Origin of the sequence: Vogesella fluminis, assembly GCF_014652335.1 — a bacterium.
Lineage (GTDB): Bacteria > Pseudomonadota > Gammaproteobacteria > Burkholderiales > Chromobacteriaceae > Vogesella > Vogesella fluminis.
The window spans coordinates 58,500-77,703 of record NZ_BMYP01000002.1 but is presented as its reverse complement, the minus strand read 5'-3'; the positions used below and the strand labels follow the sequence as shown (position 1 = coordinate 77,703).

The following is a 19,204-nucleotide window of genomic DNA, read 5'->3' as shown; positions in this document are numbered from 1 at the left end:
GTCCCTTATTGCTGCAGCAGGCTGACGCGCTGGCCGTCGCGCAGCAGGTGGACACCGGCGGTGACCACCTTCTCGCCGCCGGCGAGGCCGGACTGCAGCGTCACACCGTGGCTGTCGAGGCGGGCGACCTGCACCGCCTTGCGGCCAACCTTGTTGCCGCCGCCGATCAGCCACACATAGTGCTTGCCGTTCTCATCGAGAATGGCGCTGTGCGGCAGGCGGATGGCGCGCGGCTGGCCGCCGGCGGCTAGTGCGCTGATGCGCGCGGTCATGCCCAGCCGGACATCGTCGCCGGCGTTCGCCAGCTGCAGCCGCGCGGCGTAGGTGCGGGTGGCCGGGTCGGCGTCGGCGGCCAGCTCGCGCAGGCTGGCGGGGAGTTCGCGACCATCGGCCCACAGCGCCACCTTGAAGCCGCTGGCGCGGCGTACCTGCTCCAGCGCGTTTTCCGGCACCTGGAACAGCACCTCGCGCGCGCCGTCGGCGGCGAGGCGGGCCACCACCTGGCCGGCGGCGACCACCATGCCCGGCTCGGCGCTGATCTCGCTGACTACGCCGTCGCTGTCGGCCAGCAGCGAGGTGTAGCTGCCCTGGTTGCGGCTGGCGGCCAGTGCCGCCTGCGCCTGCTGCAGGCTGGCGCGCGCGCTGCTGACCGCCGCCTGCTGGCGGTCGACCTGCGACTGGCTGATGAAATTCTGTGTCAGCAAGTCGCGAAAGCGCCTGAGATCGGCCTCCTGCTGCTGCAGGCCGGCCTGCGCCGCCGCCAGTTGCGCCGCCTTGGCCTGGCTGTCGAGCTGGTAGTCGCTGGCATCCAGCACCGCCAGCACCTGGCCGCGCCGCACGCGCTCGCCATTGCTGACGCGCTTCTCCACCACCTTGCCGGCGACGCGGAAGGCGAGGCGGCTCTCCTGGCGGGCGCGGACTTCGCCGCTGAATTGCTGGCTGGCGGCAGCGTCGCTGCTGCTGGCGACGGTGTAGCGGACCGGGCGGATTTCCTCGACCGGTTTGACCTCGTCGCGGCAGGCGGACAGGGTCAGCAGGAGCGCGCCGGCCAGGGCCAGGCGGGGGTAGTGCGGTGCCATCGTGATTTCCTCGTTGCGTTTTATTGTTGTGGCTGACGGGACATCAGGCCGTTAAGCATCAGGTCCAGCGACAGTTCCAGGTATTGCAGCGGTGGCATGGAGCGGTGCTGGCTGTCGCTGATCACCTTGCCGAAGGAGCAGCGCCAGGTCATGGTCAGCAGCATCGGTGCCACCAGAGTGTCGACTACCGCGTGCGGATTGATGTCGCGGAACTCGCCGCGCGCCACGCCGCGCTGCAGGATGCGCAGCAGCATGTTGTGGCTGGGCTCGATCACTTCGGCGTGGTAGAAGCGCGCCAGCTCCGGGAAGTTGGTGGCCTCGGCGAACATCAGCTTGCAGATGCCGGCCAGCGGCGATTCGCCGACTTCCAGCCACCAGCGCCGCATTATCAGCCGCAGCAACTCGGCGCTGCTGCCCTCGAACTGCTGCTCCAGTTCGGCAAAGCTGGCCAGCCGCGTCACCAGGTTCTCGCGCAGCACCGCCTTGAAGATGTCTTCCTTGTTCTCGAAGTACAGATAAGGCGTGCCCTTGGTGACGCCGGCCGCCTTGGCGATGTCTTCCATCTTGGTGGACTTGAAGCCGCGCTCGACAAACAGCGCCAGTGCCGCGTCCAGGATCTCCGCCGGACGGACTTCCTTGCGACGGCGCCAGCGGGTGATCGGGCAGCAGGATGGTTTGCTCATGGCTTTTCTGAATGCCTGTTCATTAACATGATGGCCGGACTTTAGTGCAAGCGCTCGGCATCGGCAATTGCTAAATCGGGATTTATTTACTAATGGCGTACCGGTGGCGGTGTCCTGTTGCGGCATTGCCAACAGCCGGGCGCAGCCGGCAGATGCACAAACGCCAGCCGAATCGGCCGTGCTTGGGTAGAATGCAGCGCAGCAATAGCCGTTTCTGATTCCGACTACCGTGGAGATGCCCCGTGAGCGTAGCCCCCATCGACAAGGCCGCCATCCTGGCCGAAGCGCTGCCATATATCCGCAGCTTCAACAACAAGACCATCGTGGTGAAATACGGTGGCAATGCGATGACCGACGACAAGCTGAAGGAAGATTTCGCCAAGGACATCGTGCTGCTGAAACTGGTGGGTCTGAATCCGGTGGTGGTGCACGGCGGCGGCCCGCAGATCAACGAGCTGCTGGAGCGCGTCGGCAAGGAAGGCCAGTTCATCCAGGGCATGCGCGTCACCGACAGCGAAACCATGGACGTGGTGGAGATGGTACTTGGTGGCCTGGTGAACAAGGAAATCGTGTCGCTGCTGAACAAGCACGGCGGCAAGGCGGTCGGCATCACCGGCAAGGACGGCCACTTCATCCGCGCCAGCAAGCTGTTCCTGAAATCGGAATCCGACGAAAACATCGACATCGGCCAGGTCGGCGACATCGAGCACATCGACCCGAGCCTGGTGGCGCTGCTGGACAGCCAGGATTTCATCCCGGTGATCGCACCGATCGGTGTCGGCCAGGACGGCGAGGCCTACAACATCAACGCCGACGTGGTGGCCGGCAAGCTGGCAGAAACGCTGAAGGCGGAAAAGCTGGTGCTGATGACCAACACCCCCGGCGTGCTGGACAAGCAGGGCAAGCTGCTGACCGGCCTGACTGCGGCCAAGGTCGACGAGCTGTTCGCCGACGGCACCATCAGCGGCGGCATGCTGCCCAAGATCAGCTCGGCGCTGGATGCGGCCAAGAGCGGCGTGAACTCGGTGCACATCATCGACGGTCGCGTGCCGCATGCGCTGCTGCTGGAGATCCTGACCGACGAAGGCGTCGGCACCATGATCAAGGCCGGCTGAACCGCGCACAGAGCGGTGCTCCTGCCCGTATACGGGAAGGAGCACCACAAAACAAAACCCCCGAAAAATCGGGGGTTTTTACTGTCCGGAACCTGCCGTAGCGGGCCTGTTCAGACACGGCAGGACATCACAGTGCCTGGATGTTGGTGGCTTGCGGACCTTTTTGGCCCATGCCCGGGGTGTAGCTGACTTTCTGGCCTTCGGTCAGCGATTTGAAGCCTTCCGAGCGCACTTCGGAGAAGTGGGCGAACAGGTCGTTGCCGCCTGCGTCCGGAGTGATGAAGCCAAAGCCTTTTGCATCGTTAAACCATTTAACGGTACCAGTTTCCATTTTTAATTCCTTTAAAACGGGATTGACGGGCAATTGCCCAGGTGCATGACGATCAAGGAATCAAACCGGTAACAATGACGTGCCGCTTTTGAGGTGGATCAACGATGTCGCAAGCAATCTGCTGCTTGAAGGTCCTGCCCGCACCGTTATACGCAGCATTCTTCTTGCGGTCAACGATTAATTGAATTTATTTTTAGCTGACCATTAATAAATCCGGTAAAAGTTGATGCCTTCCTTCCCGTCCGGCCGTCACGATCCGTACATCGTAGCGCATGCCGAGGCCGGCTTGTATTCCGGCGTATCTTTACCTATGCCAAATGCACGGGTTGGCGGCATGGAAACGGCTTGCCGCGCTGAAAGCTAGTTGAAAGCTTGTCCCTCCTATAATTTGCCCACCCCAACCGCGGTGGCGCCATTCGTGCGTCAGGCTGCGGTGGGCACAGGGTGGAGAGCCAGGCTTCCGCCATGCCGCCTTGGCATACACAACAATATGCAACACTCCGGAGATTACACAATGAAACTGTCGAAACTGTTTGTAAGCTGCCTGCTGGCGGTCACCCCATTCGTCGCCCAGGCTCAGGTGGAGCAATTCAAGATCATGGCCCCGGCCAACCCGGGCGGCGGTTTTGATACCGTGGCCCGCACCATGGGCGAGGCGCTGCAGGCTACCGGCTACGCCAAGAACGTAGTGGTGGAAAACAAGGCCGGCGCCGGTGGCGCCATCGGCATGGCGCAGTTCGTCAACAATGAAAAGGGCAACCCCAATGCGCTGCTGGTAGCCGGTGCGGTGACCGTGGGTGCGCTGGAAACCAACAAGTCGCCGGTGAACTTCGGCATGGTGACGCCGATTGCCCGCCTGATGGGCGAGTTCAACGTCATCGTGGTGCCGACTGCCTCGCCGTACAAGTCCATCAAGGACCTGATGGCGGCTTATAAAGCCAATCCGGGTAGCGTGAGCATCGGCGGCGGTTCCGCCGGCGGTATCGACCATATCATGGCCAGCCTGATGTCGGAAAAGGCCGGCGTGGATCCGGACAAACTGAACTACATCCCGTTTGCCGGTGGCGGCGAGGGCAAGGCTGCCATCCTGGGTAACCAGATTGCCGCCTACATCAGCGGTTACGGCGAACTGGCCGACCTGATCAAGGCTAACAAGGTGCGCGCGCTGGGCATCTCCGCCGCCACCCGCAACCCGGACATCCCGGTACCGACCCTGCGCGAGCAAGGCTCTGACGTGGTTGTGTACAACTGGCGCGGCGTGTTCGGCGCCCCGGGCATCAATGCCGCACAGAAAGCCACGCTGATCAAGGCAGTGGAAGCCGCGGTGAAATCGCCGAGCTGGAAAGCCAAGGCCGAAAAGATGGAATGGCTGGACATGCTGCAGACCGGCGACAGCTTCAAGGCCTTCCTGGATGAAGATGTGAAGCGCACTGCCGTTATCGTGAAGAAACTGAAGCTGGGTAACTAAGCCATGATCAAGCGCGTAACCGGCGAGCAGCTGCTCGCCATCGGGATCATCCTGATCGGCCTGGTGATGGCCTGGCAGATCGGCGATATCCCCGAGGAGGCCGGTTATGCCGGCATCGGTCCGCGCTTCTTCCCTTCGCTGGTGGTGGCCGGCCTGATCGTTGCCGGGGGCGCGTTGCTGATGCAGCGTCGTCACCGTAACGGGCCGGACACCATCCTCAGCGATGGCGAAGACGACACGGAACAACTGGAAGCGGAAGAAGCCGCCGAGCGCGGCGAGGCCAACTGGAACATGTTCATCATTGCCAGCGGCAGCTTGCTGGCACACATGGCGCTGATCGGTCTGGTCGGCTTTACCCTGGCCGGCACCTTTCTGTGCTTCGGCATCTGCCGCGCGCTGGAGACACGCCGTCCGGCGCTGGACCTGGTGCTGTCCTTCCTGCTGGCCATCGGCCTGTTTCACCTGTTCAAGGCGCTGGGGCTGAACCTGCCCGCCCTGATGCCAGGAGGATTACTGTAAATGGAATCCCTGAATGCCCTGTTCAGTCTGGGCTTTGCCACCGCGCTGACCCCGGCCAACCTGCTGTGGGCGCTGCTCGGCTGCACCCTCGGCACCGCCATCGGCGTGCTGCCCGGCGTCGGCCCGGCAGTGACCGTGGCGCTGCTGCTGCCGGTCACCCAAAGTGTGGACCCGACTGGTGCGCTGATCATGCTGGCCGGTGTCTATTACGGCGCCATGTTCGGCGGTTCCACCACCTCCATCCTGCTCAACACCCCCGGTGAAGCCGGCTCCATCGTGTCGGCGCTGGAAGGCAACAGGATGGCCAAGGCCGGTCGTGCCGGCCCGGCACTGTCTACCGCCGCCATCGGCTCCTTCGTCGCCGGCTCCATCGCCACCGTGCTGCTGACGCTGCTGGCACCGGTACTGGCCAGCTTCGCGCTGCAGCTGGGCCCGGTGGAAACCTTCTCGCTGATGATGCTGACCTTCGCCGCGGTATCGGCGGTGCTCGGCAATTCGCCGCTGAGGGGCTTCATCGCGCTGCTGCTGGGTCTGGCCATGGGCCTGATCGGCATCGAGGGCCAGTCGGGGCAGTCGCGCTTTACCTTCGGTCTGCTGCCGCTGATCGACGGCATCGACATCGTGGTGGTGGCGATGGGCCTGTTCGCGGTGGGTGAGACGCTGTACACCGCCACCTACGAGAACAAGATCGTTGGCCGCATCGAATCGCTGGCGGGCAGCTTCTGGATGAGCAAGTCCGACTGGAAACGCTCGTGGAAACCATGGCTGCGCGGCACCGCCATCGGCTTCCCGTTCGGCACCATTCCGGCCGGCGGCACCGAGCTGCCGACCTTCCTGTCCTACTCGGCGGAGAAGAAACTGGCCAGCCCGGCGGCGCAGAAGGAATTCGGCAAGGGTGCCATCGAAGGCGTGGCCGGCCCGGAGGCGGCCAACAACGCCGCCGTCACCGGCACGCTGGTGCCGCTGCTGACACTGGGCATCCCGACCTCGGCCACCGCGGCGATCATGCTGTCTGCCTTCCAGCAGTACAACATCGTGCCCGGCCCGCTGCTGTTCGATACCAACCCGGAACTGGTGTGGGGCCTGATCGCCTCGCTGTACATCGGCAACGTGATGCTGCTGGTGCTGAACCTGCCGCTGGTCGGTCTGTGGGTGCAATTCCTGAAAGTGCCGCGCCCGCTGCTCTATGGCGGCATCATCGTACTGGCCACCATGGGCGCCTACGCATTGCGTCAAAGCTGGTTCGACCTGATGCTGCTCTATATAATCGGCGTGCTGGGCTTCCTGATGCGGCGCTTCGACTTCCCGGTTGTGCCGCTGGTGGTCGGCCTGATCGTCGGGCCGATGGCGGAAAAACACTTCCGTCGCGCGATGTCGATCAACGAAGGCGACCTGACAGTATTCCTGACGCACCCGGTCTCGCTCATCATCCTGCTGGTCACTGCCGCCATCCTGCTGCTGCCGCCACTGCTGAAACGCCGTCAGGCACTGCTGGGCTGCACACGTTGAACCCAACCTCCCGGGACACCTGGCTCTTTGCTGGCCAGGTGTCCTTTTTAACTGACACTTTTTCTGCACAAGGACAACACAATGCCGGAAATCCTGTTTGAAAGCACCTTCTGGCTATCGGTGCTGCAGATCATTGCCATCGACATCCTGCTCGGCGGCGACAACGCGGTCGTCATCGCACTGGCCTGCCGCAAACTGCCGGAAGAACAACGCCGCCGCGGCATTTTCTGGGGCGTGGCCGGCGCCATCGGCCTGCGCGTGGTACTGATTTTCTTCGCGCTGCAACTGCTGGCACTGCCGTTCCTGAAAGTGGTCGGCGCGCTGCTGCTGCTATGGATCGGCATCAAGCTGCTGCAACCGGAAGACGACGACGGCCACGGTAATATCGAGGGCAGCACCCACCTGTGGGGCGCCATCAAGACCATCATCATCGCCGATGCGGTGATGAGCCTGGACAACGTGATCGCGGTGGCCGGTGCCGCCAAGGGCAACCTCGGCATGGTGGTGTTCGGCATCGTGATCAGCATCCCGATCATCGTGTGGGGCAGCAAGTTCGTGCTCAAGCTGATGGACCGCTTCCCGATCGTGATTACCTTCGGCGCCGCGCTGCTGGGCTGGATCGCCGGCGACATGGTGACCGGCGACGTGGTGGTGAAGCCGTATCTGGCCGACGCGCCGAGCTGGCTGCACTACGTCAATGCCGCGGTGGGCGCCACCTTCGTGGTGGTAACCGGCAAGTTCCTCGCCAGCCGCAAGACCGCCGCCGCCGCGCCGCTGCACGAGATTCCGCTGGCCGCCAACAAAGACCACAGCTAAGAAAGGGACACCATGAGCACCCGTATCCTGATTCCGGTAGACGGCTCGGCGCACGCGCTGCGCGCGGTAGAACACGCGCTGCAACTGGCCAGGCTCGACCCGGCGCTGGAGCTACACCTGCTGAACGTGCAGATCCCGGTCGAATCCGGCCACGTGCGCCTGTTTGTCGGCCACGAGCAGCTGGAAGACTACTACCGCGAGGAAGGCCTCGCCGCGCTGCAAGCGGCGGCTGCCGTGCTGCAACAGGCCGGTCAGGCCTTCCAGCAGCACATCGCGGTCGGCCACATTGCCGATACCATCGCCCGCTACGCGCAGGAGATGGCATTCAGCCAGATCATCATCGGCTCGCACGGCCGCGGCGGCCTCGGCCAGCTGCTGCTGGGCTCGGTCGCCCGCGACGTGGTAAACCAGTCGCCGGTGCCGGTGACCGTGATCAAGTAAGCCACGCCTCAGTCCGCGACAGCGGCTTTCATCCCGGCCCCGCGCCGGCGGTGAAAGCCGCTTTTGCATGGGCGGTGGCATGGCGGCAGCGGCAGGACATTGCGGCCAACCTTGGCAGGGTTGGCCGCAATGTCTTTCCGTTACCGCAGGATGTGCGGCTCAGGCCAGCGTGAGCAGCACCGGGGTATGGTCCGACGGACGCTCCCACTTGCGCGGGGCCTTGTCGATGACGCAGCCGCTGGCGCGCGCCTTCAGGCTGTCGCTGATCAGGATGTGGTCGATGCGCACCCCCATGTTGCGGCGGAACATCATCGCGCGGTAATCCCACCAGCTGTACTGCTTGTCCTCGTCGTTGAACAGGCGGAAGCTGTCCGCCAGCCCCATGCCCAGCAAGCGGCGGAAGCTGTCGCGCTCCAGCGTGGTGCACAGCACCTGCTCGCGCCAGGCTTCCGGGTCGTACACGTCGCGGTCTTCCGGCGCGATGTTGTAGTCGCCCAGCAGCGCGAAATCGCGGTGCACGGCCAGCTCGCTGGCGACGTAGCGCTCCAGCTCGGCCAGCCACTGCAGCTTGTACTGGTACTTCGGCGAGTCCACCGCTTCGCCGTTGACGAAGTAGGCGCACACCACGCGCACGCCGTCCACCGTGGCGGCGATCACGCGGCGCTGCTCGTCGTCGTAGCCGGGAATGCCGGCCACCACGTCGCCGAGGCTGCAGCCGTTCTTCACCAGGATGGCGACGCCGTTATAGGTCTTCTGCCCCAGCCACGCCGCCTGATAGCCGGCGGCCTCGATCTCGGCCAGCGGGAAGGCCGGCTGGTCCAGCTTCAGTTCCTGCAGGCACAGCACCTCGACCGGGTTGTCGGTCAGCCATTGCAGCACTTGCGGCAGGCGCACTTTCAGTGAGTTGACATTCCAGGTGGCAAGTTGCACGGCGGGCTCCTGATTGGTTGCAGGCCGCCACCTTAGCGCGGCCGGCGCCGGCTGGCAAACCGTGTCCGGCCGCAGCCGCCGGACAGCACGCTAGTGACTAATATTCCGAACACCGCAACGCCAAATACAGCGCCAAGTGGCTGATTTTTGCTGGATGGCGTTTAAACAAATAAACAACAGCCACCGCAAGCCGATTTGCCAAAGCCGTGCGCGGCCGCCTAGAATGGTCCCGTTATCGTAACCGGATGTCCAAATTGTCGTTCAATTCCAAACAACTGCCGCAGTCCGCCGTCGCCATCTGCCCGACGCTGCACCCGCAACGCAACCGCCTGGCGCCGATCGCGCAGAGCTTTGCCATGCGTACCCCGACCTTCCGTCATCGCGATACCCTGCACGCCGCAGCCCAGCCGGACACCCAGTCCGAGCCGCCCCGTTAGCTTCCCGCCGCCGTTCGCCCTACTTCCCGCTGATTTGATGTCGTAAACGCGCAGTACCGGCGCCCCGCGCCCGTACTGTGCCTGTCGCCCGCTGCCGCCCTCGCCGCACGGCGATGCCGTCTGCCGCCTGCCTGCGCCCCTTGTCGTGCGCCGGCCGCGGCAGCCCCGGCGTTGCCGCCGGCCGCGCCGCGGGCCAAGGATGTTGCAATGGAATTCCAGAACTGGTTGATGTACCTCGGCACCATCGTGCTGTTGATGGCGGCGCCCGGCCCGGCGCCCCTCTTGACCCTGTCGCACGGCGCGCAACACGGCGCCCGTGGCGGCATTCCCAATGCGCTGGGCTTTTCCGCCGGTGCGCTGCTGCTGATGGCGCTGTCGGCACTGGGCATCAGCGCGCTGCTGCTGGCCTCGCCCACCGCGTTCAACGTGGTGAAGCTGCTCGGCGCCGGCTATCTGGTGTGGCTGGGGGTGGCGCTGTGGCGCAAGCCGTTCAGCATCGGCACTGGCGGCGGCACGCCGTCCAGTTGCTTGTGGAGCGGTTTTCGCCCCGCCTTCCTGCTGGCGATCAGCAATCCGGAGGACACCGTGTTCTTCAGCGCGCTGCTGCCGCGCTTTCTCGATCCGCAACAGCCGCTGTGGCCGCAGTACGCGGTGATGGCCGTCACTTGGGTGGTGGCCGACCTGGTCATTGCCGTGCTGCTGGCCGCCGCCGGCGGCCGGCTGGGCGTGTGGCTGGCCTGCGGCCAACGTTTGCAGCGCTTCTCGCGTACTTCCGGCGGCCTGTTCGTGGTGGCCGGGGTGACGCTGGCCGCGATGCAGCACTGATGCGCCAAAAAGAATGCCCCCGCTTGCGGCGGGGGCCAACGTCCTGTTTTGTCACTGCATACAGCCATGGCCGGGAGTGCGGCACGCGGCCACAAGTTCCGGGCCAATCAGGTTTTATCCTGAAAACCGCAGTTATAGCCACGGAAACACACGGAAGAACACGGAAAGAAAGGTAAATACAGATATGTGGTCTTTCGCCCAATGGGTGATTCCTTGGCATATCTTTCTTGTGTTGTCTCGTGGATTTTGCCGACAAAACAAAGACATTCATGGGTTTTGTCCGTGTTTTTCTGTGTGGTTCCGTGGCCAATCAAGGTTTTCAGGTTTATTGATGGCAGCGGCGACAGCATTTGCCCGATCGCGCATGTGCGCTCAAAACGGCCATGCCAGCTTGCTCTTGGCCACCGCAATCATGTACAGCGGCATGGCGATGGCCAGCGCCAGCACCACGGCGCGCCACGGCGAACCGTGCAACCGCTTCAGGCCGATGCTGCCCAGCGCGATATAGACCAGCAAGGCCACGATCTTGGCGGCCAGCCACGGCTGTTCATGCGGCGACAACCCCGCCAGCACTGCAAGCGTGATGCCGGCGATCAGCAGCAGGGTGTCGATCACGTGCGGCACAATGCGCAGCAGCCTGGTTTGCAGCAAGGCCGGCCGCACGAAAGACAGCCCCGCACGCAGCGTGAACAGCGTCACCGTCAGGTAGGCGAGGCCGGCGTGGGCGTGTTTCAGCGTCTGGTAATCCATGAATTCGGCATCCTGTGGCAGCGTGTTTTCAAACGGCGTCATGATAACGGTTTTGCCGGTAGCGGCAGTGCTAAACTTGGCCTTCTGATGACCACGCCATCACCGTGCCATGTCCCTGCACCTGTACCAGTCCAACCGCCTCGAAGCCCTCGGCATTCTCTATCGCCACCTGACTGACACGCCGCTGGCCGATCCGTTCGCGCCGGAAGTGGTGATGGTGCAAAGCCGCGGCATGGGGCGCTGGCTGACGCTGCAGCTGGCGCGCGAGCGCGGCCTTGCGGCCAACCTTGAATTCGTGCTGCCGGCCGGCTTCGGCTGGCGGCTGATGAAGACCGTCCTGCCGGCGCTGCCGCCCAAGTCCGCGTTCGCGCCCGAGGTGCTGACCTGGCGGCTGATGGAGGTACTGCCGACGCTCTCCGGCGAGCCGTACACGCCGCTGGTGCGCTACCTGCAGGGCGGGCCGCTGGCCTGCTACGAGCTGGCCGGCAAGATCGCCGACATCTACGACCAGTACCTGGTGTTCCGCCCGGCGTGGATACGCGCCTGGGAGGCGGGCCAGCGCCTGGACCTGGGCGAGGACGAGGCGTGGCAGGCGGCACTATGGCAACAGCTGGCCGCAGACTTGCCCGGCCGCCACCGCGTCACCATGCTCGACGACTTCTTCGCCCGCCTGCGGCCGGAGCACCTGCCGCAGCGGGTGTCGGTGTTCGGCATCGCCACGCTGGCGCCGATGTACCTGGCACTGTTGCTGCGCATGGCGGAGCTGACCGAGGTCAACGTGTTCCTGCTCAACCCGTGCGAGGCCTACTGGGGCGACATCGTCGACGCCCGCGGCCAGCTCAAGCTGTTCGCCCGTGGCGAAAGCGCCGACGGCGGCCACCCGCTGCTGGCCTCGCTGGGGCAGCAGGGGCGCGACTTCTTCGACGACATCGCCGCCGGCGTGCCGGACGCCGAGTCGATGTTCCTGCCCCCGGCCGGCGACAGCCTGCTGGCGAGGCTGCAGCGCGACATCCTGCAGCTCAGCCCGCCTGCGGCCAACGTTGCACCGCCGGCGGTGGACGACCGTTCCATCGTCTGCCACATCACCCACAGCCCGATGCGCGAGCTGGAAGTGCTGAAAGACCGGCTGCTGGCGATGCTGGTGGCCGACACGACGCTGACACCGGCCGACATCGCGGTGCTGACGCCGGACATCAACGCCTACGCGCCCTATATCGACGCGGTGTTCGGTTACCGCAGCGACGCGCCGTCCATCCCCTACAGCATCGCCGACCGCCGCCTGACGCGCGAGGTGCCGCTGTTGGCCACCTTCGGCGCGGTGCTGCAGCTGGCCGACTCGCGCTTTGCCGCCGACGAGGTGCTGGCGCTGCTCGATTGCCGTGAGCTGCTGGCGCGCTTCGGCCTCGCCGACGAGGACGTCACCCTGTTGCGCAGCTGGGTGCGCGGCGCCGGCATCCGCTGGGGGCGCGACGCGGCGCACAAGGCGGCGCTGGGGCTGCCGGCCGAGGCCACGCACAGTTGGCGCTGGGGGCTGGACCGCCTGCTGCTGGGCACGCTGCTGCCGGCCAGCCTCGCCGGCGACGGTGCGCCGCTGTTCGGTGGCCTGCTACCCGACGGCGCGGCGCAGGGCCAGGCCGCCGAGCGCCTGGCGCGGCTGGGCGCGCTGTTCGACACCCTCAGTGCGCTGGCCGAGCTGTGGGCGCAGCCGGCCAGCGTCGCCGACTGGGCCGAGCGCCTGCGCAGCGCCGCCACCAGCCTGTTCCAGGTGGAGGAGGACGGCGAAGCCGCGCTGCAGGTGCTGCACGGCATCGCCGACGAGCTGGCCGCCGACGCTGCGCTGGCCGCTTTCGACGGCAGCGTGCCCTTGCCCGTCGTGCGCGACGCGGTGCTGCGCCAGCTGCAGGTGGCCAGCAGCGGCGGCTTTCTCACCGGCGGGCTGACCTTCTGCGCGATGGTGCCGATGCGCTCCATCCCGTTCCGCGTGCTGTGCCTGATCGGCATGAACGACGGCGCCTACCCGCGCGACGAGCGCCCGGTCAGCTTCGACCTGGTGGCGCGCCATCCGCAAAAGGGCGACCGTTCGCGCCGCTTCGACGACCGCTACCTGTTCCTGGAGGCCATCCTCTCCGCGCGCGACACGCTGTACCTGAGCTGGGTTGGCCGCAGCGTGCGCAGCGACGAGCCGCTGCCGCCGTCGCCGCTGGTGGCCGAGCTGCTGGACACGCTGGCCGCGATGAGCGGTGGCGACATCAGCGACACGATCACCACCCGCCACCCGCTGCAGCCGTTCTCGCGCACCTACTACCGCGCCGCCGACAGCTTCGAGCCGGTGTGGCAGCAGGCACTGGCGGCGCCGCCGGCCGTGCCGCAACCGTTTGCGGCCAACCTTGCGCTGCCGGATGCGCCCATGGTGCGGCTGGCCGACCTGCTGCGCTTCTGGCGCAATCCGGTGCGCGCCTGGCTGGCCGACCGCCTCGGCCTGAAGCTGGAACGCATCGCCGACGAGCTGCCCACCCGCGAGCCGTTCGCCATCGACCGCGACAGCCGCGCCGACATCCGCGACACGCTGGTGCACACCCTGCTCGCGCGCCAGCCGCTGCGCCACGCCGAAGCGCGGCTGCAGGGGCGCGGCCTGCTGCCCGATGCCGCGCTGGGCGAGTCGTGGCTGGCGCTGGAGCGCGCCGCCAGCGCCCGCTTCGCCGCGCGCCTGCCGGCCACGCTGCTGGACGACACCCTGCCGCCACAGCCGGTGCGGCTGCAGCTGGGCGACATCCTGCTCAGCGGCGAGTTGTCCGGCCTGCGCCCGGAAGGCCTGCTGCGCGTGGTGCCGCGCAAGGCCTACGCCGGCGACCTGATCGCGCTGTGGCTGGAACACCTGGTATGCCTCGCCGCCGCCGTGCCCGGCATCGCGCCGCAATCGCAGCTGTTCGCCGAAGACGGCGTGCACAGCTTCGGTGCGGACGACGGCGACGGCGTGGCGCTGGACGCCACCGGCCTGCTGCACGCCTGGCTGCTGCGCTACCGCCAGGGGCAAAGCCAGCCGCTGCCCTTCTTCGCCCGCACCTCGCTGGCCTACGCCCGCGCCAAGCCGGGGCAGGAACTGGACGCCGCGCAAAACGAATGGGCACCCGACTTCACCGGCTCCGGCCGCAGCCCGCAGCGCGACGACGCCGCCAACCTGCTGGTGTTCCGTCACCAGGAACCGCTGTCCGACCCGCTGTTCGCGCAACTGGCGGAAACGCTGCTGCAGCCGATGGTGAGCGCGTTGAAGGCGGGGGAGGGGTGAGGGGTGAAAACGGATAGGCCACGAAACCCACGAAAAGACACGAAAGCAAAGGGTGTAGGTCGGGTTAGCGCAGCGTAACCCGACACGGCTTGCGGCCAACCTTGTCGCGGTAATCGGTTCTGATTTTTGCCACGGAAGCACACTGAAAGACACGGACAAAGGCAAAAGCTTCTTTGGCCACGAAAACACGAAAGCAAAAAGCACCAAGGTTGGCCGCAGGCATGTCGGGTTACGCTGCGCTAACCCGACCTACGATAATCGGACCAGCAATGTCGTCAGCCAGAACCGGAGCGACGCGCCCGATCCCGTTGGTGCAAGCCGTGCAAACTGGCGCCAGCCCGGAAACAAGCCGCCCTCTTTTGAGCGCAGCGTATGGGCGGCGCCGGGATGGTGGCAGTTTTCGCGGGAATTCTTGCACCGTCGGGAGAGCGGGGATTGAAAAGGGGGGTGCGGTATCCCCCTTTCCCGCCGCCGCGCGGAAAGCGGCAGCTAAAAAACATCCGCGCAGCGGATACAAATAAACCAGGCAAGGCTTGCGGCCAACGTTGTCGCGGTAATCGGTTTTGATTTTTGCCACGGAAGCACACGGAAAAAACGGACAAAGGTAAAGGCTTGTTTGGCCACGAAACCCGTGAAAAGACACGAAAATAAAAACGGAAAGGTTGGCCGCAAGCCATTTTCATCGCCAGCCAGAACCAGCCCGACACGCCCGATCCCGTTGGCGCGCGGCAAGCGGCAGATAAAAATACCCGCGCAGCGGATACCCAACCGGTAGATAACAGACATGCACCCCCTCGACCCCCTGAACTGCCCGCTCGCCGGCACCAACCTGATCGAAGCCTCGGCCGGTACCGGCAAGACCTGGACCATTGCCGCGCTGTATACCCGCCTGCTGCTGGAGCACGACGCCGACGGCAATCCGCCGCCGACGCTGGACAAGCTGCTGGTGGTGACCTACACCAAGGCCGCCACCGCCGAGCTGCGCGACCGCCTGCGCCGGCGGCTGACGGAGCTGGCGCGGGTGATGGACGGCGAGGCGGTGGGGGACGCGTTCCTGGCCGCGCTGGCAGCCCGGCTGGCGGCGCAGGACGGCGCGATGGCGCGGGAGCGGCTGCGTACCGCCATCAACGGTTTCGACGCGGCGGCGATCTACACCATTCACGGCTTCTGCCAGCGGGTGCTGACCGATGCGGCGTTTGACAGCGGCCAGACCTTTGCCGCCGAGCTGGCCAGCGACAATCTGGCCGAGCTGCAGCAGCTGGCCGACGATTTCTGGCGCCAGCACATCGTGGCGCTGCCGGCGCTGTCGCAGGTACTGGCCGAAAACGGCGACACGCCGGAAGGCTGGCTGGCCGAGATCCGCCCCTTCCTGTCCAAGCCCTATTTGCGTCACCCCGACATCGACAGCGCCGCGTTGCTGGATGCGCGTGCGGCGGTGGCAGCGGCGTGGCAGCCGCTGCAGGCTGCTGCCGCCACCATCGAGGAGGGCAGCGCCTGCCTGCTGGCAGCCGAAGGCCTCAACCGCACCAGCTACAAGCCGGAACAGCGCCAGCGCTATGTGAAATTGCTGCAGTTGCTGGCGGCGGATGCCAGCCTGCCGCAGCTGTCGTCGGCGCAGGAAAAAGACCTGCAGCGGCTGACGCCGGCGGCGCTGGCCAAGGGCTGCAACAAGGGGGCCACCCCGCCCGAGCATGCGCTGTTCGGCCTGATCGACACTTGGCTTACGGCATGGGCGGCTTACAGCGCCGCGCTGGGGCAGCAGCTGGCCGGGCTGAAGCTGCAGCTGATCGCCTGGATCAACCGGCACGCGGTGGCGCAGCGCCGTGCCACGCGCAGTCGCGGCTTCGACGACCTGCTCACCGATCTGGCCGCCGCGCTGGAGGATGCCGAGCACGGGCCAAGGTTGGCCGCACGCATCGCCGCGGATTTTTCGGTGGCGCTGATCGACGAATTCCAGGATACCGATCCGCTGCAATACCGCATTTTCCGCCACGCCTTCGTGCAGCAACAGCGGCCGGTGTTCATGGTCGGCGATCCGAAGCAGGCGATCTACAGCTTTCGCGGTGCCGACATCTTCGCCTATCTGGCCGCGCGCAACGACGCGCCCGCCGAGCGCCAGTACACGCTGCTGACCAACCGCCGCTCGCAAGCGCCGCTGGTGGCGGCGGTGAACGCGCTGTTCGACCGGCCGCAGCCCTTTTTGCTGGACGGCATCGACTACCCGGCGGTAGACGCGGCGCCGGCCGGCGGCAGCGTGCTGGAAGTGGACGACGGCGATGCCGCCTTCAACCTGCTGAGCTTCCCGGCCAGCGACAGCGCCAAGGGCGTGTCGAAGACCGAGGCCACGCCGTACGCCGCCGACGCCTGCGCGCACGAGATCGCGCGTCTGCTGGCCTTGGCGCGTTGCAATCAGGCGCGGCTGCGCAAGGACGACAAGGTGCGGCCGCTGGCCGGCGGCGACATCGCGGTGCTGGTGGCCACCCACCGCCAGGGCGACGCGGTGCGCGAGGCACTGGCGGCGCGCGGCGTGCCCTCGGTGGCGCTGACGCAGGAAAGCGTGTTCGCCAGCCGCGAGGCGGGCGAGCTGCTGGCGCTGCTGCGCGCGTGGGCGGAGCCGGCGTCGGAAGGGCGGCTGAAGGCGCTGTGCGCCACCGAGCTGTTCGGCCTCGACGCCGCGCGACTGCTGGCGCTGCTGGACGACGAAACGGCGTGGGAAGCACAGCTGGCGGCCAACCTTGACGATCACAAGGCGTGGCAGCAGCGCGGCTTCATGGCCGCGTGGCGGGCGTTCTTCGCGCGGCAGACGGTGGCGCTGCGGCTGCTGCCGCAGCCGGACGGCGAGCGGCGGCTGACCAACCTCGGCCACCTCGCCGAGTTGATCCAGCAGCAGAGCGAGCACATGGCCGGCATCGCGCCGCTGCTGGCGTGGTTCGAGGCGCAGGTGGCCAGCCCGCCGGCGGCGGAAGAGGCGCTGCTGCGGCTGGAAAGCGACGCCGAGCTGGTCAAGATCGTCACCATCCACACCGCCAAGGGGCTGCAGTATCCGCTGGTGTTCTGTCCCTTCCTGTGGGACGGCGCGCTGGAGCGGCGCGACACCACCTTCTGGCGCTACCACGATGGCGACGAGTCGTGGTTGGCGCCGGACGATCTGGTCAGCGCCGGCGCGCGCGATGCGGCGCGCAGTGAAATCCTGGCGGAAAAACTGCGCCTGCTGTACGTGGCGCTGACCCGCGCCGAGCACCGCCAGTACGTGGTGTGGGGCCATGTGCAGAAGATGCACACCGCCGCGCTGTCCTGGCTGCTGCACGGCCGCGCCGCGGCCAACCTTGCGCAGCTGGAGGCTGGCGAGCTGCTGGCGACGCAGCTGGCGGACGACGTGGCCGATCTGGCCGCGCGGCTGCCGCACGCGGTGCGCTGCCGCGAGGTGGACGTCGCGCTCAATGCGCTGCCGCCGGAAGCGGCGCCGGACTTCGTGCCGCAACTGGCCGGCGTCAACCGTTCGCTGTACACGCCGTGGCGGGTCAGCAGTTTTACCGGCCTGACGCGCCACCTGCACGGCACCGCCGGCCCGCGCAGCGAGGCGCCGGATCACGATCACGGCCCGCTGCAAGAGCCGGACGCGGCGGTGGCGGCCGACCGCTTCAGCTTTCCGCGCGGCGCCCGCGCCGGTACCTGTTTGCACGACATGTTCGAGCGCGCCGATTTCACCCGGCCGGAAGGTTGGCCGCAAGTGGTGCAGGAGGCGCTGCACAGGCACGGCTTCGACCCGCTATGGCAGAACGCGGCGCTGGCGATGCTGCACGACACCATTCACTGCGAGATCGCGCCCGGCGTGCGGCTGGCCGGGGTGCCGAACACGCGGCGGCTGGTGGAGATGGAGTTCACGCTGCCGGCCGACGGCCTGAGCCTGCCCGCGCTGAAACGCATCCTCACCAACCCGGCCATGGGCCTCGCCGCGCCGCTGCGCGAGGCGGCGGCCACGCTGACCTTCGACCGCGTGCAGGGCTACCTGAAGGGCTTCATCGATCTGGCCTTCATCCACGGCGACGCGCTGTGGCTGGTGGACTACAAGTCCAACCACCTCGGCGACGGCTTTGCCTGCTACGACGACGACGCGCTGGCGGCGTCAGTGGCGCGCGAGCACTACTACCTGCAGTACCTGATTTACTGCGTGGCGCTGCGCCGCTATATCGCCCAGCGCGCCCCGCAGCTGCATCTGGGCGGCGTGCGCTACCTGTACCTGCGCGGCACCAGCGGCGCGGGCTACGGCGTGTGGCGCGATGTGCCTGGCGAGGCGCTGCTGGATGCGCTGGATGGGGTGTTTGTGGCGAGGTGAGGGCAGGACGTAAGGAGTAGGTCGGGTTAGCGCAGCGTAACCCGACGTCGTTGCCGGGTGCCCGGGAAAGGAAAACGTGCCATGCAATACCGTCGTGCCTTGCTTGCCGGCGCAAGCTACTTTTTTACGGTGGTTACCGAGCAGCGGCGGCCGGTATTTGTCGCGGAAAAAGAGGTGAACCTGTTGCGGGACGTGTTTCGGGAGGTCAGGCAACGCTACCCGTTCCAGATCAATGCGGCGGTGGTGATGCCGGATCATCTGCACTGCATCTGGACCCTGCCGCCCGGCGATGCGGACTATGCGCTGCGCTGGCGCCTGATCAAAACCGGTTTTACCAAGGCGTGCGATCCCTGCTGGCGGGGACAGCCGCAGGCGGTGCGGCAACGCAAGGGGCAGCAGGCGGTATGGCAGAACCGTTACTGGGAACATCTGCTGCGCGATGACGACGACTTTCGCCGTCACGTCGAATATATCCACTACAACCCGGTCAGGCATGGCCTGGTGGCGCATGCGCGGGATTGGCCGTATTCCAGTTTTTTGCGTTATGTGCGTGACGGTGTGTATCCGCTGGAGTGGGGCGCGGACTGGGCGATGACGGACGACCTTGGCGCGGAATGAGCATCGTCGGGTTACGCTGCGCTAACCCGACCTACCCCTGACATCGTGTTCCAATCCGCCG

General features: G+C 66.2%; 17 protein-coding genes. 11 read left to right on the top strand and 6 right to left on the bottom strand.

Annotated features, from left to right (window positions below; translation table 11 throughout):
- Positions 1-5: 5 nt before the first annotated feature.
- Together IE083_RS01185 and IE083_RS01180 are read right to left on the bottom strand one after the other, a co-directional pair.
- Complete coding sequence (locus IE083_RS01185) at positions 6-1,079, bottom strand: efflux RND transporter periplasmic adaptor subunit (protein WP_189351808.1); 1,074 nt, start codon at positions 1,077-1,079, stop codon at positions 6-8.
- Between the two features lie 20 nt (positions 1,080-1,099).
- Positions 1,100-1,762, bottom strand: coding sequence for a TetR/AcrR family transcriptional regulator (locus IE083_RS01180; protein ID WP_189351807.1), 663 nt, complete (start codon positions 1,760-1,762; stop codon positions 1,100-1,102).
- Positions 1,763-2,004: 242 nt separating this feature from the next.
- Here IE083_RS01180 and argB point away from each other — a divergent pair, with 242 nt between their 5' ends.
- Positions 2,005-2,877, top strand: coding sequence for an acetylglutamate kinase (gene argB / locus IE083_RS01175; RefSeq protein WP_189351806.1), 873 nt, complete (start codon positions 2,005-2,007; stop codon positions 2,875-2,877).
- Positions 2,878-3,004: 127 nt separating this feature from the next.
- Here the strand turns inward: argB and IE083_RS01170 are convergent, their stop codons facing one another.
- A complete protein-coding gene (locus IE083_RS01170) occupies positions 3,005-3,208 on the bottom strand; it encodes a cold-shock protein (protein WP_047966568.1) in 204 nt (67 codons plus the stop codon).
- Between the two features lie 514 nt (positions 3,209-3,722).
- Between IE083_RS01170 and IE083_RS01165 the strand changes: the two genes are divergently transcribed.
- From IE083_RS01165 to IE083_RS01145, 5 genes are all read left to right on the top strand, one after another.
- Entirely contained in the window at positions 3,723-4,676 is a 954-nt protein-coding gene (locus tag IE083_RS01165; protein ID WP_189351805.1) for a Bug family tripartite tricarboxylate transporter substrate binding protein, read from the top strand.
- Positions 4,677-4,679: 3 nt separating this feature from the next.
- Positions 4,680-5,195, top strand: a complete 516-nt coding sequence (locus IE083_RS01160) for a tripartite tricarboxylate transporter TctB family protein (RefSeq protein WP_189351804.1) — start codon at positions 4,680-4,682, stop codon at positions 5,193-5,195.
- The gene (locus IE083_RS01155; protein ID WP_189351803.1) at positions 5,196-6,704 is read left to right on the top strand and encodes a tripartite tricarboxylate transporter permease; all 1,509 of its coding nucleotides are present in this window, start codon (positions 5,196-5,198) and stop codon (positions 6,702-6,704) included.
- Positions 6,705-6,785: 81 nt separating this feature from the next.
- On the top strand, positions 6,786-7,520 hold the full coding sequence (locus IE083_RS01150; protein ID WP_189351802.1) for a TerC family protein: 735 nt from the start codon (positions 6,786-6,788) through the stop codon (positions 7,518-7,520).
- Positions 7,521-7,532: 12 nt separating this feature from the next.
- A complete protein-coding gene (locus IE083_RS01145; RefSeq protein WP_189351801.1) occupies positions 7,533-7,961 on the top strand; it encodes a universal stress protein in 429 nt (142 codons plus the stop codon).
- Positions 7,962-8,120: 159 nt separating this feature from the next.
- Here IE083_RS01145 and xth read toward each other — a convergent pair whose 3' ends face one another.
- Positions 8,121-8,891, bottom strand: a complete 771-nt coding sequence (gene xth / locus IE083_RS01140; protein ID WP_189351800.1) for an exodeoxyribonuclease III — start codon at positions 8,889-8,891, stop codon at positions 8,121-8,123.
- Positions 8,892-9,145: 254 nt separating this feature from the next.
- Between xth and IE083_RS01135 the strand changes: the two genes are divergently transcribed.
- Both IE083_RS01135 and IE083_RS01130 read left to right on the top strand, forming a co-directional pair.
- The gene (locus tag IE083_RS01135) at positions 9,146-9,328 is read left to right on the top strand and encodes a hypothetical protein (protein WP_147424464.1); all 183 of its coding nucleotides are present in this window, start codon (positions 9,146-9,148) and stop codon (positions 9,326-9,328) included.
- 207 nt (positions 9,329-9,535) lie between these two features.
- On the top strand, positions 9,536-10,153 hold the full coding sequence (locus tag IE083_RS01130; RefSeq protein WP_189351799.1) for a LysE family translocator: 618 nt from the start codon (positions 9,536-9,538) through the stop codon (positions 10,151-10,153).
- A gap of 372 nt (positions 10,154-10,525) precedes the next feature.
- Here IE083_RS01130 and IE083_RS01125 read toward each other — a convergent pair whose 3' ends face one another.
- On the bottom strand, positions 10,526-10,945 hold the full coding sequence (locus tag IE083_RS01125) for a SirB2 family protein (RefSeq protein ID WP_229799535.1): 420 nt from the start codon (positions 10,943-10,945) through the stop codon (positions 10,526-10,528).
- A gap of 67 nt (positions 10,946-11,012) precedes the next feature.
- Here IE083_RS01125 and recC point away from each other — a divergent pair, with 67 nt between their 5' ends.
- Positions 11,013-14,189 (top strand): exodeoxyribonuclease V subunit gamma, encoded by a 3,177-nt coding sequence (gene recC / locus IE083_RS01120; protein WP_189351798.1) that lies wholly within the window; start codon positions 11,013-11,015, stop codon positions 14,187-14,189.
- A 489-nt stretch (positions 14,190-14,678) separates the two neighbouring features.
- Here the strand turns inward: recC and IE083_RS01115 are convergent, their stop codons facing one another.
- Positions 14,679-14,975 carry a hypothetical protein gene (locus tag IE083_RS01115; RefSeq protein WP_189351797.1) on the bottom strand — a complete coding sequence of 99 codons (297 nt, stop codon included), beginning with the start codon at positions 14,973-14,975 and terminating at the stop codon, positions 14,679-14,681.
- On the opposite strand from IE083_RS01115, the gene recB reads away from it, so the two are divergent.
- Positions 14,974-18,525, top strand: a complete 3,552-nt coding sequence (gene recB / locus IE083_RS01110; RefSeq protein WP_189351796.1) for an exodeoxyribonuclease V subunit beta — start codon at positions 14,974-14,976, stop codon at positions 18,523-18,525. The genes IE083_RS01115 and recB overlap by 2 nt on opposite strands.
- Positions 18,526-18,606: 81 nt before the next feature.
- Positions 18,607-19,143, top strand: coding sequence for an REP-associated tyrosine transposase (locus tag IE083_RS01105; RefSeq protein WP_189351795.1), 537 nt, complete (start codon positions 18,607-18,609; stop codon positions 19,141-19,143).
- Positions 19,144-19,204 lie beyond the last annotated feature (61 nt).

Coding starts and splice junctions, on each gene's coding strand:
- IE083_RS01185 (WP_189351808.1), bottom strand. CDS start 1,079: ATGGCACCGCACTACCCCCGCCTGGCCCTGGCCGGCGCGCTCCTGCTG.
- IE083_RS01180 (WP_189351807.1), bottom strand. CDS start 1,762: ATGAGCAAACCATCCTGCTGCCCGATCACCCGCTGGCGCCGTCGCAAG.
- IE083_RS01170 (WP_047966568.1), bottom strand. CDS start 3,208: ATGGAAACTGGTACCGTTAAATGGTTTAACGATGCAAAAGGCTTTGGC.
- IE083_RS01165 (WP_189351805.1), top strand. CDS start 3,723: ATGAAACTGTCGAAACTGTTTGTAAGCTGCCTGCTGGCGGTCACCCCA.
- IE083_RS01160 (WP_189351804.1), top strand. CDS start 4,680: ATGATCAAGCGCGTAACCGGCGAGCAGCTGCTCGCCATCGGGATCATC.
- IE083_RS01155 (WP_189351803.1), top strand. CDS start 5,196: ATGGAATCCCTGAATGCCCTGTTCAGTCTGGGCTTTGCCACCGCGCTG.
- IE083_RS01150 (WP_189351802.1), top strand. CDS start 6,786: ATGCCGGAAATCCTGTTTGAAAGCACCTTCTGGCTATCGGTGCTGCAG.
- IE083_RS01145 (WP_189351801.1), top strand. CDS start 7,533: ATGAGCACCCGTATCCTGATTCCGGTAGACGGCTCGGCGCACGCGCTG.
- IE083_RS01130 (WP_189351799.1), top strand. CDS start 9,536: ATGGAATTCCAGAACTGGTTGATGTACCTCGGCACCATCGTGCTGTTG.
- IE083_RS01125 (WP_229799535.1), bottom strand. CDS start 10,945: ATGACGCCGTTTGAAAACACGCTGCCACAGGATGCCGAATTCATGGAT.
- recC (WP_189351798.1), top strand. CDS start 11,013: ATGTCCCTGCACCTGTACCAGTCCAACCGCCTCGAAGCCCTCGGCATT.
- recB (WP_189351796.1), top strand. CDS start 14,974: ATGCACCCCCTCGACCCCCTGAACTGCCCGCTCGCCGGCACCAACCTG.
- IE083_RS01115 (WP_189351797.1), bottom strand. CDS start 14,975: ATGTCTGTTATCTACCGGTTGGGTATCCGCTGCGCGGGTATTTTTATC.
- IE083_RS01105 (WP_189351795.1), top strand. CDS start 18,607: ATGCAATACCGTCGTGCCTTGCTTGCCGGCGCAAGCTACTTTTTTACG.